The following is a 15,140-nucleotide window of genomic DNA, read 5'->3' as shown; positions in this document are numbered from 1 at the left end:
ATTTTTGTTTTTAAGCTTGAACCGCTGTTTTCGAATTTGAAATTTTCATTAGTTTTCCTTTTAGGTCAAAAATTCCTAAAATCTGATCCTTACCCTTTTTGGCCAAAATGTTATTGCCGCAATTTTCTACTTGATACCCTTTCGCCATCAGGTAATACTGTAGGCAGTACTTATGGGGAAACTGGTAGCTTGCCGTCAGGTTGGTGAAATGGGAACAAATCAATGCTGGTTCATTTCTTGCCATGCCGTCCACTTCCTTGGATCGTACGGTGACGTACACTTTTAATCCTTTAAAGGTTAAGGGCACATAACAAGTGTCTCCAAAAACACCCAAGGCTATAACGGAATAATACGCGCCGGGATCGGTTGCCGTTTGCAGTTTCGGGGATGTCAGGTCCTGTAATTGATGGCTTGTTCCCAAGTTCCTCATTGCCAAGGATGTTTGAAGGAAGGTCTCGGGAATACCGCTTTGGTTGTTGGCCCAGGCCCATAACCAGCTTTTTTCGTTCTCTGAATAGGTTCCGATAACCTGAATGTCAAAAACCTTGTCATCACCATAGGTCAGTTTACCTTCAAGCATGTCGCAGCTCCAGTTCAAGCCTTCTACGATCCTGGCAAAAATCTCCTGCTTTTCACAGGCCAATGCGAAAGATCGGTCGTACAGTTCCGCCATGGAAACTTGGGGAAGTGGGTTTGCTTGTTCCTGTTGGTTTTGCGATGCTTCGGTTGCCTCGGCACTTGCAGGGGCTTCGGCAGCAGGGGTTGCCGTAACGGGGGCTTCGGGTGCAGTTGCCTGAGTTGTAGGAGTTGCCGCAACAGGGGCCTGGGGTGCCGGTTCTTCCGCTGCAGGAGCCTTATCCGTAGTGGTTTCGGCAAATTCCTCCAATTTGTTCTCCAACAACTCGATAATACGGTTCGCCTTGTCTTCGATATTATCGGCATTGATAACCGGACTGTGGTTAATTTTCAGCACGCCGTCTTCGAAGGTAATGGCCTTCCCTAAGCTATGCTCGTTGTTTTCATTTACGATGACGACATTTTTTAATCCCGCCCGTAAAAGCTCGGTCCCCATTTCATCGACACAAATGGCTTTGAACGCTTCGATCAAGGGCTGAAAATATATTTTGGGGAAGGTGTGGTGGTAGATGTGCGAAAAGCGGTTTTCCATTAAGGTGTCCCACTTGATATCCATAGGCACTGCGTAACCTGCCACCTCGTTTATTTCCGCTTCCAAGGCAGGATATTGTTCGGTTTGAAAAGCTTTGATGATTCTTTTTTCCTTAAGTCCCATATCTCTGTTTTTTATAGTTGTTGTAATAATTTCTCTTCTAAAATTTTGGATAGTTCTTTGGGCAAGGCCCTGTCGATCCCCAATGAAATGGTCAGTGTCGTCCCTTGAATAGCGATATTCAATGCATCTGCCTGTTGCAAAACAATGGTATCGATGGCCTGCCAAGCGTCTTGACCCAGGTCGTCCTTGGTGATTTGCGACACGGCCTTTTGTAGGGCGCTGAAAACGTCTTTAATATTTAACCGGTTGTTTGCTGCATCCAAAGGAAGCTGGTCTATGTTGAATTCCTTGATCTGACTTCCCAATTGTGTCTTTTCCGCATTCAACCAGCGTTTCAGCTGCAATACGGTAAGCGTTTCCTTTTCTTGGTTGAGCGGCCTACTGATAGCTCCTTTAGACAGGGCCACGGCCATTTTCTTAGGCTGTCTTACCGTGATGGACACCAAGTGCTGCACATTGAAAAACCATACCTGTTCTTCGGACGATAGCATGCAGACCGATTTTTGATAATTCTCTTCCTTAATGTCCAGCACAATGCCCTCTATGTAGCTACCGTTGGAAAGGGAAACACTTATTAAAACAGGGGTTTCATTTTTATAAGCGCTTTGCAAAACCTGCTCGGGCGTTTGCGCCACAAAGGCGTTGTAGTAGGGTGTATTTGTCATAATAAGAAGTGTTGTGAATGATTAGTCAATACATTAGGATACTCTAACAAGAAAGGGTTAAAGATTGCTTTCCAATAGATCGGTCAACACTTCTATTCTATTTTCTACCTGGTCAGCGTTGATTATCGGGCTGTGGTCGACCGTTAAGACCCCATCGACAAACGAATAGGCATTTTTAGGGTTGTGATGATCCTTGGTGTTGGTAATACGTATTTCCTTTAAACTTTCGGCAAGGGCTTCCTTCCCCATCTCGTCTGTCGTGATGGCTTTGAAAGCTTCAATAAGGGGTATGAAGTATATTTTGGGGTAGGAATCGTTATAAAGATGTAAAAAGCGATTTTCGAATAAGGTTTCCCACTCAATATTCAAGGCTACGTCAAAACCTGCTGCGGCTATGATCTGCGCCTTTAATTCGGGAAATTGTTCTTCTTGAAATGTTTTTGTAAATCGGTTTTCCTTTAATCCCATGATCTTTTGTTTTAAGGGTTATTTGTTTATTTGCCTCAAAACTAGGGTGCGAAAATGGAGATTTTAAAACCGTTTTACATTTGCTATTTTCCGTTTTGTATTTGCGCCTATAGGCTATCCAAAACCTGTTTTAAATACGATTTTTTTCGTGTGGCCACCGGTATTTCCTCGTCGTTCGTGAGCCAAACGGAATTATTGCCACTGATCGTTTTTATATACTTGATATTTACCAAATGGGATTGATGTACCCTAACAAAGGTATGTTCGCTTAAAATATTCTCGTAATACTTTAAGTTACGGGCACTCATGATTTTTTTGTCTACGGTATGAAAGACGGTGTAAGCACCATCGGACTGGCAGCGTACAATATCTTTGATCTGAAGAAAATATTGGGCGTCGGCAGTTTTGATCAACAAGGTTTTCTGAACTTCCCTTTCGTTGATTTTAGCAACCTTGTCCAAGGCATTTTTATACACCCGGTCTTTTTCATAGGCCACCCTGAACCGATCTAAACAGGCGGATAGTTCATCGGAATCTATAGGCTTCAATATATAATCTATGGTATCGAACTTGATCGCCTTTATGGCGAATTCGTCGTAGGCGGTTATAAAGATAATTTTGAAGGCGATACTGTCCAAGGCTTCCAAAATTTGAAAGGCATTCCCGTCAATAAGCTCTATATCGAGAAAAACCAGGTCTGGCGTCTGCTTTTTCAAAAAGGCTATGGCTTCTTGAACATTGTCTATTTTAGCCACGACCTCAATGTCTTTTTGGGTATATCGAATAAGTTTGTCGAGTGTGTTCAGGGCATTAAATTCATCCTCAACTATAATGGCCTTAATCATTGATTTTCAATTTAAAAAACACTTTTGTTCCTGCAGGGTTGTTGTCCGTATCGAATAGGTCTTCGATAACGAAGGTTTTTTCCTCTCCCTTTTTCCTCATTTTTAAACGCTCTAAAAATACACTTGTTGCGTGCAGCTCTTCCGTTATTTTTTCGTCTTTCGCCTTTGCCGACCTTCCCACGCCGTTATCGGATATTACAAAGGACAGCTCGTTTCCGTTTTTCTCTATTTTGAGCAGAAGCTCCCCGCCTTCCTTTTTTCCTTTTAAACCGTACTCGATGGCGTTTTCAATAAAGGGCTGTAACAGCATTGGGGGCAGCTTTATGCTAGAGGTATCGTCTATACCTTCAATTTCTATTGAATATGCAAAGGCATTGTTAAAGCGCAGTTGCTGGGTTTCAATATAATTGGTAACCATCTCAATTTCCTTGTCCAACGTAATCGATTCCTTTCGTACATAATCGAAATTTTGACGGATCAACTTCGAAAATTTGGCAATGTGGTTCGATGATTTTATGGGGTTTCCATCCAAGATTATATTTTGAATGGCGGCAAGGGTGTTGAAAATAAAATGCGGGTTCATTTGTACGCGCAGTAAACGCTGTTCTAATTTGGAAGCCCTATTCGCAGCCCGCAATTTGGTGTTATAGATAGAAAAGGCCGCAATGATAAGCAAGAATATAAATAGGATGACCGTACTGATCAAAAGCCAGGTGTTTCTTCGGTTAATTTCCTTCTGGTGTTGGATTTCGGTCTCTTTTCGTTTGACTTCATAATTGACGTTGGCAAAATTTAAAAGCCGGTCCTTTTCCAGGTTGTTTACGTTGAGCTGTAAACTATCCCTAACGGCTTGGTGGTTCAGCGCTTTGGTATAATCTCCCGACATAATGGATATGGCAATGAGCTTATCCCTTACATCTATTTCCTCCTTCATATCCTTCTTAGAGCTGTAAATAGCCAGTGCCCTGTTGAAGTTGGCCTCTGCAGAGTCGTTTTGGGCCTTTAATAAAAATAGGTTGCCCAAACCTTTATAGGGAGCGGCATTTATCGCCTTTATGTTTTTGTTCAAGGTAACGGCTCCCCTTAAAAACTTCTCGGCACTCTCGTATTCCTCCGCCTGCATATAAGTATAGCCTATGTTATTGAGCACACTGACCAAGGTTTTGGGATCTCTTTTCCTTTGGCTCAAGGCCATGGCTTCAGAGTAACTGGCCAGGGCTTTGTTGTAGTCCTTTAATTTCAAATAAACACTCGCCTTATTGTTTTTTATTGAAATTATCGATGTGGTGTCCGCTTCTGTGGAATATAGACTGTCGGTCAATTGTATATAGGATAAGGCCTCGTGGTAATCCTTTAACCTAAAATGAAGTTTGAACAATTGGTTGTATGCTTTTCCCTCTATGCGCTTGTCTTTGATTGACCGCCCCATTTCCAAGGCTTGCAAGGCATATTTTTGCGAGGTTTCTATATCTCCCATATGAAGGGCGGCCCCACTTAGGGTTACCAGGGAACGGGCCTCGTTGTACCTATCCTTTAATTCAACAAATAATTTATGACTTTGTTGTTGTGTATTAAAGGCTTCCAAGTATTTATCGTTCAAGTATAGGGCCTCTCCCTTATTGAATAACAATAGGGCCTGTTCCTTGTCGTTCAGGTCCTTGCTGTTTTGTAATAGGCTATCTAGCTCGGAAAGCGATTTTTCAGGTTGTGTCAGCCTTGTACTGTCTAACACCGATAGCCTTTTCTCTATACTGGGGCGAATGGCATCTTGTTTCTTACAGGCCGTAAACCCTAGCAAGAGTGAAATGGCAAATCCTAAGCGCCAAAGGCTTTTGTTCTTTAAAATCATGTAAGCAAAACGCAATGTTCTTTGAATAGGCTAAAGTAAGAAATCGGCAATGTTTAAATAAGGGAATTTGCCTTGTTTTTCTTGTCTACGGAGCAACTTTGAAGCAGTATTTTACAAAAATCAATGCAGTAGGAGAATCAAAAAACCTTTTAAGCACCTATAAGTACCTACTGGTGAAACCTTAGCAAAAAGGTTGTTTGTACCAAGTACTTCCCGGAACGGAAACATCAGGATCAATACGGGTATAGGGAGAGTGTTTACGACATGAAGGCTTTAAAGTGCTTCAATTGTCAGTTGTGCATTTCATTGGGGACTTCCCTGCCTCCCCTTTTTAAATTAATGGCTCCGCCATGCAACTATTCATACACAAAACCGTTGTAAGGCCATAAAACGAATAAAAATGAGATGGATTATCCTGGTTATGTTCTTCCCCATAAGTCTAATGTCTCAAACCGTAGACCGAAGTATAGCGAATTCGGTCTGTGAGACCCTATCTAGCCTAAATTTTTCAGAAGACCCTGATACGCTGCACGATAGCTTGATTACCTCCCTAAAGGCCGAGTACAAAAACCATCGTCCAGCATTTATCGACCAGATTTTAGCTTATGAAAAAGATTCGTTGATTTCCCAGATGCAAGCTGCCCAAGTGATCGGAGAAAAAACAATCGTGCATTTAATGGACAACTGTATTCCTTTTCAACGCATCACCATGTTTGAATCGCAAGCTGTTCCCGAAATTTCCCAAACGGCAAAAAAGCTTGGAAAAAAATTTACGGCCCTTTTGTTGCGTAAAGCCGAGTCCCAAGATATAGACAATGACCTTATCGATGCCACCCGACTTGAAATTAGGGAGGAATACGCGGGGCTTATTGCCAAGAAATACGGAGACAGCCATTCAAAAGTGTTCATGAAGGAATTTGACTCCTACATAATGACCGAGTCCCTCCCCTATATGAAATGGGCCGCAAGTAATTTCAACTAAAACGGCGTATAGGAACAGCTTTGCTGAAAAGCCTCCGTTTCCACCCAAATATTGAGACCTCCGTACAATAATTCACTTGTACAAGTGTTGTAAGCAAGGTAGAAAACGCAAAATAAACCCTAATAAATCAAATCGTAAACTATCCTATTTTTCCAAAAGCTACGCCTATACTAGGGAGAGCATCGTTACGTATCGAATTATCGGCATGAATTAAAGAAATGATAGAAAATCGTCCCATCCCTTCAGAACTGCAATCCCAATTGGATGGGGAAAGTATTTGCTTTTTTGTAAAAGCCGATAAGGAAAAAACAACAAGAGATCTATGGAGGGTTATACGTGGAGGCTTATTTTGGATCGTAGTAGTTGGGGGTATATTCACTTCAATGGTATATGAATTAGTATTGGGCCAACCGACAAACCTAAATATCGGACACAACAATTTGACCGTTAGTCCAGACGACCTGTCTCCCTTATATGGCTTTTTTACTTTTGGGGCCATTTTTATGTTACCCGGACTCGTATTCGTTTTGCTCGGAATGTATGGTTTTTCTAAAGAAGGCGGGTATTTTCTAGGAACCCCACACAGGTTATTAAGATGCAATAGTTGGAAGGAATACTCTGCCCACCACTGGTCCGATTTTTTAAGCGAAACCAACATTTTCTATACGAATAGCAAAGGGAACCTGATATTGACCCTAAAAGAAAAGCTTACTACAAAAAAAGGGAAGAAAAAGGGAAATAAATCTGTAAAAATGGCGGAAATCGATTATGCGAGAGAAATCAATAAATTCTGTTTGGAAAAAATAAGCCATGCCAACAAAACCTTTAAGCAATAACAAAAACCCTTGGGATATCAGCACTAAAACCAAAAAATGAAACCATTAGCCGAATTACTAAATAAAGACGAACCAGGTTGGGAATTGGTTTCTGAGTGGATGAAAGATGCCACCAATAAAGTCGTGATCCTACCGAAGGATGAAGAAAATGCCAAATTGGCTTTATACCATAGTCAAGTTACAACGCGTTCCCCATTGGGAGCGATTATTTATGAAACGGGCGGTATAGTAATTGACGGCGGATGGATCCGAATTCTCGGTTCAGGGGATGGAAAAACGAGCAGGACCATATCGGATTGGAACATAGGCAAATCCATAACCGAATTCGGAGAACAAGCCCCATTTTTTCTTGTCGCCGATGACGTTATCGGAGGCTTCTTTGCCTTTAACGGTGGGGAATTCGGGCAAGACCTTGGCCAAATGTATTATTTCGCACCTGATGGCCTTGAATGGGAAGCTATGGACATGGGCTATTCCGACTTTATATGGTGGACACTAAGGGGAGATTTAGAGCAATTTTATAAAGGCTTAAGGTGGAAGAATTGGAGGGAGGAAATCGAAAGCTTGGAAACCGATAAGGGAATGGGCTTCTTTCCCTTTTTGTGGACCGAATACGATAGCATAAACGATTTAAGCCGAAAACCTATTCCGATGCACGAGGTTTGGGAACTTCAACACAGTTTCAAAAAAGAACTATAAGCGTCTGCATCCTATAAACACATATAACATCACCAAACTTTAAAAACAGATCATATGATTCATCAAGAAACCGCAAAAAAAATGTTGGACAAAAAGTTTTTCAAGCAAGTAACAGGAGCCGGAAAAGGACTTTTGGGACTGATTGACCCTTCTTACAAACGGTATATCGCTTCCAGTCAACACAAAGTTGTTCCCCAAAAACTATTGAAATACTATGCGCCCACTAGCGAAGGAACTTCCGAAGGATTTGGTGAATATGGCGTATTTGCGTGTATACAGAACGAACAAGGCGAACAGGAATTAGAAGCCATAGAAGCCAGTCTCAACGAAAAAGGTCTACTTGACGATATTAGTAACATCAGGTATGAAAGCCAATCTGTTAGCGGATGCTGTCTGGTTGACGGTTTCAATAGTGGGGAAATCGAAGAAGGAGAACTTCTTATTAGACAACATTCGACCGACAATGTTTACGTATATGTCTTAACGAACGATAAGCAAGGGAAAATACAGAGCCTGAACACAGCCGTATCGTGCATACACCCGAAATACGGGCGAACAGTGTATTCCTTGAACAAGGTTTAAACGAACACCTAGCAACTCGGGACGACCGGCGCAAAAGCCAGTAGCCCGCCACAGAACGATCCAAAAAAAGCCTCTTTACGGGCTTTTTTTTTGCCCTGACAGAAGCATTAGGTACTTCTATGGAAGCCCTAAAACCACTGAAGTCCACTTTTTTTTAGATCAAGGTATATGAGATTTACTACCTTAGTTTATATAAGCAGCATAGCATCAACACCTGTATTCTATTGTTCGTCACAAGCTGAAAAATAATATTGAAAGCGAAACAAACATATTTAAAAGGAAAATCTGTTTTTAAAGTATCTCTAATCGTAATTGGAGTTACTATTTTAACGGTTTATCTGACAGGAGAAAATTATCATCGGACTTTGACTGAGAATTTTTATCTGTCATTGGGAATAATTTCTACCACTCTTTTTTTGTTTATGGCATATGGACTTTATCAAGGCGTTGGTCTTTTAGATAACTTTCCTAAAATTGAAAATTATAAGGCTAAGACCCCAATATTTAATTCTGGAAATATGCCACCTACTCCTGATATATCTGTCGGAGATGGAATCGGCGGACTATTACTATCAATACTTTTATGGATTGGAATAACAATAATTCTAGCAGTACTTTTAGTGCTATTCGAAGCTGTATTATGGCTTTCGATTTTCATAATCTTGGCGATGCTATACTGGGTGTTCTTTCGTGCTTTAAAATTCGTTTTTAATAAATCCGCAGACACAAAAGGAGATTTGGGAATATCTGCATTATATGCGCTTGGATATACTTCTCTTTATGTCGGCTGGATTTTTGGATTGGTATTTATTGTGGATGCACTAGGCTGAAAAGCCGGTGGCCAACAAAAGTAAGCCTTGCACAAGCCCATAATTATGAAAACAATGCCCCCTATAACCGCTTTTTAAGGCGGTTTGGTCTTTGAAGCAGCCACAGGAAGGGCAAAAGGTCTTTAAGGCAAAGACCGACCAATATACTGTTCACCGCCCCCTACGGAGCCCCTGTTAAAAACTTTCTTAAAAGCCTTACGTAAATCCGTAAGGCCAATGTGCGAAAAGGTGGTACATTAGAGGGGTTAAAAAGAGGGATATAGATTTGCGGGTGCTATAAAAAGGATAGCATCATTAACTATATTCCGCTGTTACAACAAATAGCTCCAACAATGAAATCAGAAGTGAATTGAATTCAAAACTAGATTGTTAAAAATTAGGAGTTTGAATAACCGATAGGTTTTAACTCCAATAATATCAGATTATGAGAACAACAATTCTAATAATTCTTATTTGTTTATCTGGCAAATCATTTTCCCAAGAATTTCTAAACCTTGGCTTCGAATATGAATTGCGAGGCTCTGAAACACCTAAGAAATGGTGGTATACTGCAAATTCTGGCTATACTTTTAAATTGGATGAAAACGAAAAACATGAGTCTAACAGGAGTTTAAAGTTAACAAGTAATAATCCTAAGGAAAATCAGTCAGGAGTTTTTACTGCAAGTTTTCCTATCGCTTTTGCAAAAGGCAGAACAATAGAGTTTAAAGGTCATATAAAAACCGATTCAGTAAATACTGGATATGCCGGTCTTTGGTGGGAAGTAGGTGGCAACGAAGGGGTTTTGGGTTTTGATAATATGGAGAACAGTGGGTTAAGAGGCACGAATAACTGGCAGGAAGTCTCACTAAAGATGAGTGTTGACGAGAAAGCCACAGAAATTACCTTTGGCGGCTTGTTGGTGGGTAACGGAGTAGCTTGGTATGATGATTTTGAAATTCTGATAGACGGAATGCCTTTTAAGGATTTACAACCTCGTTTAACCGAACCTACCCGTGAAGAACTGGAATGGTTAAAGAGTTATGTACATCCCTTATCAACCTACGATCCTAATACGAAATCAGATGAAGATCTTGAGATTATAGGTTCTTTAATTGGAGATGCCCAGGTTGTAGCACTTGGTGAGGTTACCCATGGATCGAGTGAAATATTCCAGATGAAGCATCGATTGGTCAAATACTTAGCTGAGAAAAAAGATTTCGAGATATTTTCTATGGAAGCGAACATGCCTGAAGCATATAGGCTCAATGATTATATCATCGAGGGAAAAGGAAACCCAAAACAATTAATTAAAGGTATGCATTTTTGGACTTGGGACACTCAGGAAGTATTGAATATGGTGGAGTGGATGAAGTTGCACAACGCTTCCAAACAAAAAATACAATTCACGGGATTTGATATACAGTATTATAATTTATCGGTAGAGGAGTTGGAAAAAGCATTTAAAGATGATAATACTATATTGGACAATTTGACAGCCATTGAACGGATATTGTATAAAACTTTAGCAAAACATCAAGGTTCAAGGATGGGAGCTGTTTCCCAAGACGATAAAGATACTATCGTGGGAAAATTAGAACATGTGAGGAAAGCAATTGGAAAATTAGGTCTTACCAAGGATAGGACGGAATGGCTATACCAAAATATTAGGGTCATTGAGCAATATATGGATAAAACTGTTTTCTCACGGGATAAATTTATGGCAGAAAACCTATTGTGGATAAAATCCCAAAATCAAGATTCGAAAATAGCAATATGGGCGCATAATGCTCATATACAGAGAACGATGCACGGCATGGGAAATTATCTATCCGATAGTTTAATGAATGATTATGTGGCGGTAGGTTTTGCATTTAATAGAGGTACTTATACTGCAATGGGGGAAAATGGACTAACCACATACCAGGCGCAGGTACCTTATAATGGTACTTTTGAAAAGTTTTTCGGATCTATTGATGTTCCGATATTTATTATTGATCTCCGTAGAATTAAAGAAGAAAAACCAATGCATGCCAAATGGCTTTTGGAAAAAATGGACTTTAGGCAAGTAGGATCTATGAAGATGAAAAGTGAATTTTGCGAGACAGATATAAGCGAAGATTATGATTTGATACTCTATATTAATAACTCATCGGGCTCAAAACTTTTGGATTGACTTTTACCTTTAGAATAGGAAATCGGAATGGACTTCTGAGCAAGTTTTTTCAGTCGCATTTAAATCAGAACGTGCTTACTCCCATGCGTCGCAACTTGTTGTAACAATAGTAAGCCTTGCACAAGCCCATAATTATGAAAACAATGCCCCCTACAACCGCTTTTTAAGGCGGTTTCGTCTTTAAAGCGACCTACAGGGAAGGGCAAAAGGTTTTTAGGGCAAAGACCGACCTATCTACTGCTCACCGCCCCCTACGGAGCCCCTGTTAAAAACTTTCTTAAAAGCCTTACGTAAATCCGTAAGGCCGATGTGCGTAAAGGTGGTACATTAGAGGGGTTAAAAAGAGGGATATAGATTTGCGGGTGCTATAAAAAGGATAGCACCATTAACTATATTCCGTTGTTGGCATACATTTGAGTAAAAAACGAACATTGGAGAAGAAAAAATCATATAAAGATTATTTAGACAAAACATTTCTTGAGGAATTGAATTATAAAATTTGGTCTACTAAAGGAAGTAGATTTAATGCGAGTAAAAGACTTAGGAAAGTAGCTGACTTATCAAACTTATGTTTAAGTATGTTATCTGTCTATTTAATAGCTGTCGGACTTTTATCAGTTTATAATATATATTCAACTGAAACAATCGACGAAAACTTAATTGCATATTCAATTACTTGTCTTTCTATATTATTATTAGTGTTTGGACAAATAGAGAACGCAAAAGACTTCGGTACAAAAGCAAAACAATTTCATACTTGCGGACTTGAATTATCAAAACTGTATAATGATTTAAGGATTTTTAAAACTCTGAAAGAGAAACCAAAATTGAATGAAAAGAAAGAGTTTGCAGAAAAAATATCTGACAAATATGAACGAATTTTAGAAAGACACGAAAATCACGAGCCAATTGACCATAATATGTTTAAAGCATTAAAAGCTGATTATCACGAATTAAGTAAAATAGATGTTTACAAAATAAAAGCAGATTACTACATTAAAACAAGTTTGATTTATCACACTTTAATAATATTACCACCAATAATTATAGTTGGACTATTAATTAAAACTGACCAATAAATGAAACTTAAAGAATTTGAAGAAAAATCTAAAATAATTAGAAAAGAAATTTTTGATGAGAGTCTATTAAAACAACCAAGTATTTACTCATTGAAAAGAGTTGGAAATCAACTTTTAGATATTGTAAAAACAATGAAATCTGAAAATTCCGAAATGATTCCTACTCTTCAATCATTGAAAATGGACTTGGATATTTATTTAGATGATTTAGGTGGAGAACTTCAGCACGATTATGATAAAAATAATAAAAGGTATAAAGGAAAATGGTCGAATGAAAGTAGAAAAATCAGTGGATTTATTTCTCGACTAAAACATACATTTTGGAAAAAGAAACGGAATAAAAACGTGTGGTAACACCGGTAACCCTTACACAACTCGTCATCAGGAATGAATTGATAGTTTTTGAATTATCTAAAACAATTAAAACACATTATATCAGTTAGTTATATTTAAAAAAAACAAAAATAACCTAACAAGTACATATTGATGGAATTCATGGTTGTGCAACAAGCACACCGTATATAAAAAATAGCGGTTTTATCGCTTAAATGAAATAATAGTAATAAATTAAACCGTAACCTCCGCATATTGTACCGGATTGGCAGGATAAAAGACGGAATGTTCCGCATATAAACAAGTTAGCACCAATTATGACCAAACAACAAACCATTGAACTATGACAACAAAATTAACAAGATTTAAAGTATATAATTTTCGCTCAATTGAGGAAAGTGATTGGATTGAAGCAGCTGACAATTCTTGTTTGGTTGGAACTAACGAAGCTGGTAAAACTAATCTATTAATTGCACTTTGGAAATTGAATCCAGCTAATGATGAGCCAATTGTACCATTAGATGATTTTCCAAGACATCTCTATAGCAATTTTAAAGCTGACGGACATTCAAATGATGTATTCATAGCTGCCGATTTTCTTCTTGGAGACACTATTCAAAAAGAGATAGCTGAAGAACTTAAATGTGATATTTCGCAAATTAAAACATCTTTAGTAAAAAGAAAATATGATGGCAAATATTATATTTCTTTTCCATATTCAAAATTAGACAGCTTTCCGTCACATAGAATTAAAACCTTGATTGATAGTTTTAAAACTATACTGGAGCAAAAAGAAGCATTCACAAAAGAGTCAGACGAATTAAAAGCTACAATAAATACTTTTTTAGAGAATGAAATTAATTCTATTAAAGAAGATGATGTTGTTCAGGCTGATGTGCAAGGAATTATCGAAAGAGCAAATAAATTTCAAGAAGACAATTTTGGAAAAAAGCAGAATTTACCGATTATTTTCAGAAAACATTTGATTAAAAAACTTGATTTTTTTATAAATGCATTTGAAGGTAAAGCTATTGAAACAACATCTGAAATCAGACAGAAAGTATTGGCAAACATACCTCAATTTGTTTACTATTCCGATTACGGGAATTTGGATAGTGAAATATTTTTACCGAGAGTAATAGAAGATTTTGAAAGAAAAGATTTAACCGAATCAGCGAGAGCAAAGGTTCGAACTCTTGATGTTCTATTCAAATACGTTAAATTATCGCCACAGGAAATTTATGAATTAGGAAATGATAGAAAAGTTGTTATAAAAAAATTAAATCATAGTAATCAAGTAATCAGCACAGAAGAAGAAGAATTATCAGAAGAGGAAATTCAAGAATGGGCTGATAAAAAAAGAGAACGAGGAATATTGTTAAGGTCTGCTGCTACGCAATTAACAAAGAGTTTTAAGCAATGGTGGCTACAAGGAGATTATATTTTTGCATTTGAAGCCGATGGACAACATTTTAGAATTAATGTATCAGATAGTTTACGACCAGAAGCAATTGAATTAGAAGGTAGAAGTAGAGGTTTACAATGGTTTTTTAGTTTCTTTCTCGTTTTCCTTGTAGAAACGAAAGAAGGGCACTCAAATACAATATTATTATTGGACGAACCAGGTTTATCGTTACATCCTATTGCTCAATATGACTTGGCTAAATTTTTTAGAAAGTTATCAGAGGATAACCAATTAATATATACTTCTCATTCGCCTTTTTTGGTGGATATGGATAACCTTGCCAATGTAAAGGCTGTTTATGTAGATAAACAAACTGGAAGAACAAAAATATCTGCAAACTTGAGATATAATGAAGAAGATGCTGAAAAATCAATTTATCCAATTCACGCAGCTTTGGGATTGACTGTTTCTGACACATTGTTATTGGGCTGTTTACCAGTTTTAGTAGAAGGAGTTAGCGACCAAGTTTATTTAAGTCTTTTAAAGAGGTTTTTGATAGGTAAAGGCGAATTACAATATTCGAAAGAAATAGTTTTTATTCCAACTGGTGGTGTTCGAGGAATGGGACCAGTTTCAAAACTTGTTTCATCAAGAGAAGATGACTTGCCATTTGTACTTTTAGATTCTGATAAAACAGGTAAAGAATACGCTAAAAGTCTAAAAAGTGGGAGATATAGAGATGAAAAAGACAAGGTTTTAGGTGTTGCAGACTTTCTTTCGGACAAAGAATACGAGATTGAGGATTTAATACCGACAGAAGCTATTATTTCTACTATTGATAGAATGTATCGTTGCGACCAATATTTTGAGGATTTCCACGATTCGAAAAAACCTATTGTTGACCAAATTGAGGATTGGGCTAAAAATAATTCAATTGATTTAGAGGATGGATGGAAAGTAGAATTGGCTCGAACAATTCAAAATAGATTTGACAAGCATTTTGAGAAAATAGATGATAAACTGGTAAAAAGTTGGAAAGAAATATTTGAAAAATTGCTTGCCGAAAAAAAATAACTGGTGCTAACAACGTATATAAAACATAGCTATTACAGGCTTTTCGA

General features: G+C 38.1%; 14 protein-coding genes. 9 read left to right on the top strand and 5 right to left on the bottom strand.

Going from position 1 to position 15,140, the window contains the following annotated elements:
* Positions 1 to 10: 10 nt before the first annotated feature.
* The 5 genes from ZOBGAL_RS23715 to ZOBGAL_RS15555 all read right to left on the bottom strand — a co-directional run bounded on the left by ZOBGAL_RS23715 (position 11) and on the right by ZOBGAL_RS15555 (position 5,118).
* Positions 11 to 1,291, bottom strand: a complete 1,281-nt coding sequence (locus ZOBGAL_RS23715) for a DUF6882 domain-containing protein (RefSeq protein WP_013994632.1) — start codon at positions 1,289 to 1,291, stop codon at positions 11 to 13.
* A gap of 11 nt (positions 1,292 to 1,302) precedes the next feature.
* Positions 1,303 to 1,956, bottom strand: a complete 654-nt coding sequence (locus tag ZOBGAL_RS15570; protein ID WP_013994631.1) for a hypothetical protein — start codon at positions 1,954 to 1,956, stop codon at positions 1,303 to 1,305.
* A 57-nt stretch (positions 1,957 to 2,013) separates the two neighbouring features.
* On the bottom strand, positions 2,014 to 2,424 hold the full coding sequence (locus tag ZOBGAL_RS15565) for a hypothetical protein (protein ID WP_013994630.1): 411 nt from the start codon (positions 2,422 to 2,424) through the stop codon (positions 2,014 to 2,016).
* Between the two features lie 107 nt (positions 2,425 to 2,531).
* Entirely contained in the window at positions 2,532 to 3,269 is a 738-nt protein-coding gene (locus ZOBGAL_RS15560; RefSeq protein ID WP_013994629.1) for a LytR/AlgR family response regulator transcription factor, read from the bottom strand.
* Positions 3,262 to 5,118, bottom strand: a complete 1,857-nt coding sequence (locus ZOBGAL_RS15555) for a tetratricopeptide repeat-containing sensor histidine kinase (protein WP_013994628.1) — start codon at positions 5,116 to 5,118, stop codon at positions 3,262 to 3,264. The genes ZOBGAL_RS15560 and ZOBGAL_RS15555 overlap by 8 nt, the downstream gene beginning before the upstream one ends.
* A 400-nt stretch (positions 5,119 to 5,518) precedes the next feature.
* On the opposite strand from ZOBGAL_RS15555, the gene ZOBGAL_RS15550 reads away from it, so the two are divergent.
* From ZOBGAL_RS15550 to ZOBGAL_RS15510, 9 genes are all read left to right on the top strand, one after another.
* A complete protein-coding gene (locus tag ZOBGAL_RS15550) occupies positions 5,519 to 6,100 on the top strand; it encodes a hypothetical protein (protein WP_013994627.1) in 582 nt (193 codons plus the stop codon).
* A gap of 218 nt (positions 6,101 to 6,318) precedes the next feature.
* Positions 6,319 to 6,936, top strand: coding sequence for a hypothetical protein (locus tag ZOBGAL_RS15545; protein WP_013994626.1), 618 nt, complete (start codon positions 6,319 to 6,321; stop codon positions 6,934 to 6,936).
* A gap of 36 nt (positions 6,937 to 6,972) precedes the next feature.
* A complete protein-coding gene (locus ZOBGAL_RS15540; protein ID WP_013994625.1) occupies positions 6,973 to 7,635 on the top strand; it encodes a DUF2625 domain-containing protein in 663 nt (220 codons plus the stop codon).
* A 54-nt stretch (positions 7,636 to 7,689) separates the two neighbouring features.
* A complete protein-coding gene (locus ZOBGAL_RS15535) occupies positions 7,690 to 8,217 on the top strand; it encodes a hypothetical protein (RefSeq protein ID WP_013994624.1) in 528 nt (175 codons plus the stop codon).
* 251 nt (positions 8,218 to 8,468) lie between these two features.
* Positions 8,469 to 9,047 carry a hypothetical protein gene (locus tag ZOBGAL_RS15530; RefSeq protein WP_013994623.1) on the top strand — a complete coding sequence of 193 codons (579 nt, stop codon included), beginning with the start codon at positions 8,469 to 8,471 and terminating at the stop codon, positions 9,045 to 9,047.
* A 424-nt stretch (positions 9,048 to 9,471) separates the two neighbouring features.
* A complete protein-coding gene (locus tag ZOBGAL_RS22805; RefSeq protein WP_013994622.1) occupies positions 9,472 to 11,202 on the top strand; it encodes an erythromycin esterase family protein in 1,731 nt (576 codons plus the stop codon).
* A 431-nt stretch (positions 11,203 to 11,633) separates the two neighbouring features.
* Positions 11,634 to 12,281, top strand: coding sequence for an SLATT domain-containing protein (locus tag ZOBGAL_RS15520; RefSeq protein ID WP_046287533.1), 648 nt, complete (start codon positions 11,634 to 11,636; stop codon positions 12,279 to 12,281).
* Positions 12,282 to 12,635, top strand: a complete 354-nt coding sequence (locus tag ZOBGAL_RS15515) for a hypothetical protein (protein WP_013994620.1) — start codon at positions 12,282 to 12,284, stop codon at positions 12,633 to 12,635.
* A 322-nt stretch (positions 12,636 to 12,957) separates the two neighbouring features.
* Positions 12,958 to 15,093 (top strand): AAA family ATPase, encoded by a 2,136-nt coding sequence (locus tag ZOBGAL_RS15510; protein WP_013994619.1) that lies wholly within the window; start codon positions 12,958 to 12,960, stop codon positions 15,091 to 15,093.
* Positions 15,094 to 15,140: the final 47 nt, after the last annotated feature.

This window comes from Zobellia galactanivorans, from assembly GCF_000973105.1.
Lineage (GTDB): Bacteria > Bacteroidota > Bacteroidia > Flavobacteriales > Flavobacteriaceae > Zobellia > Zobellia galactanivorans.
Note: the sequence above shows the minus strand (reverse complement) of the source record. Positions and strands in the feature narration are given on the sequence as shown.

Coding starts and splice junctions, on each gene's coding strand:
- ZOBGAL_RS15570 (WP_013994631.1), bottom strand. CDS start 1,956: ATGACAAATACACCCTACTACAACGCCTTTGTGGCGCAAACGCCCGAG.
- ZOBGAL_RS15565 (WP_013994630.1), bottom strand. CDS start 2,424: ATGGGATTAAAGGAAAACCGATTTACAAAAACATTTCAAGAAGAACAA.
- ZOBGAL_RS15550 (WP_013994627.1), top strand. CDS start 5,519: ATGAGATGGATTATCCTGGTTATGTTCTTCCCCATAAGTCTAATGTCT.
- ZOBGAL_RS22805 (WP_013994622.1), top strand. CDS start 9,472: ATGAGAACAACAATTCTAATAATTCTTATTTGTTTATCTGGCAAATCA.
- ZOBGAL_RS23715 (WP_013994632.1), bottom strand. CDS start 1,291: ATGGGACTTAAGGAAAAAAGAATCATCAAAGCTTTTCAAACCGAACAA.
- ZOBGAL_RS15535 (WP_013994624.1), top strand. CDS start 7,690: ATGATTCATCAAGAAACCGCAAAAAAAATGTTGGACAAAAAGTTTTTC.
- ZOBGAL_RS15510 (WP_013994619.1), top strand. CDS start 12,958: ATGACAACAAAATTAACAAGATTTAAAGTATATAATTTTCGCTCAATT.
- ZOBGAL_RS15515 (WP_013994620.1), top strand. CDS start 12,282: ATGAAACTTAAAGAATTTGAAGAAAAATCTAAAATAATTAGAAAAGAA.
- ZOBGAL_RS15540 (WP_013994625.1), top strand. CDS start 6,973: ATGAAACCATTAGCCGAATTACTAAATAAAGACGAACCAGGTTGGGAA.
- ZOBGAL_RS15555 (WP_013994628.1), bottom strand. CDS start 5,118: ATGATTTTAAAGAACAAAAGCCTTTGGCGCTTAGGATTTGCCATTTCA.
- ZOBGAL_RS15560 (WP_013994629.1), bottom strand. CDS start 3,269: ATGATTAAGGCCATTATAGTTGAGGATGAATTTAATGCCCTGAACACA.
- ZOBGAL_RS15545 (WP_013994626.1), top strand. CDS start 6,319: ATGATAGAAAATCGTCCCATCCCTTCAGAACTGCAATCCCAATTGGAT.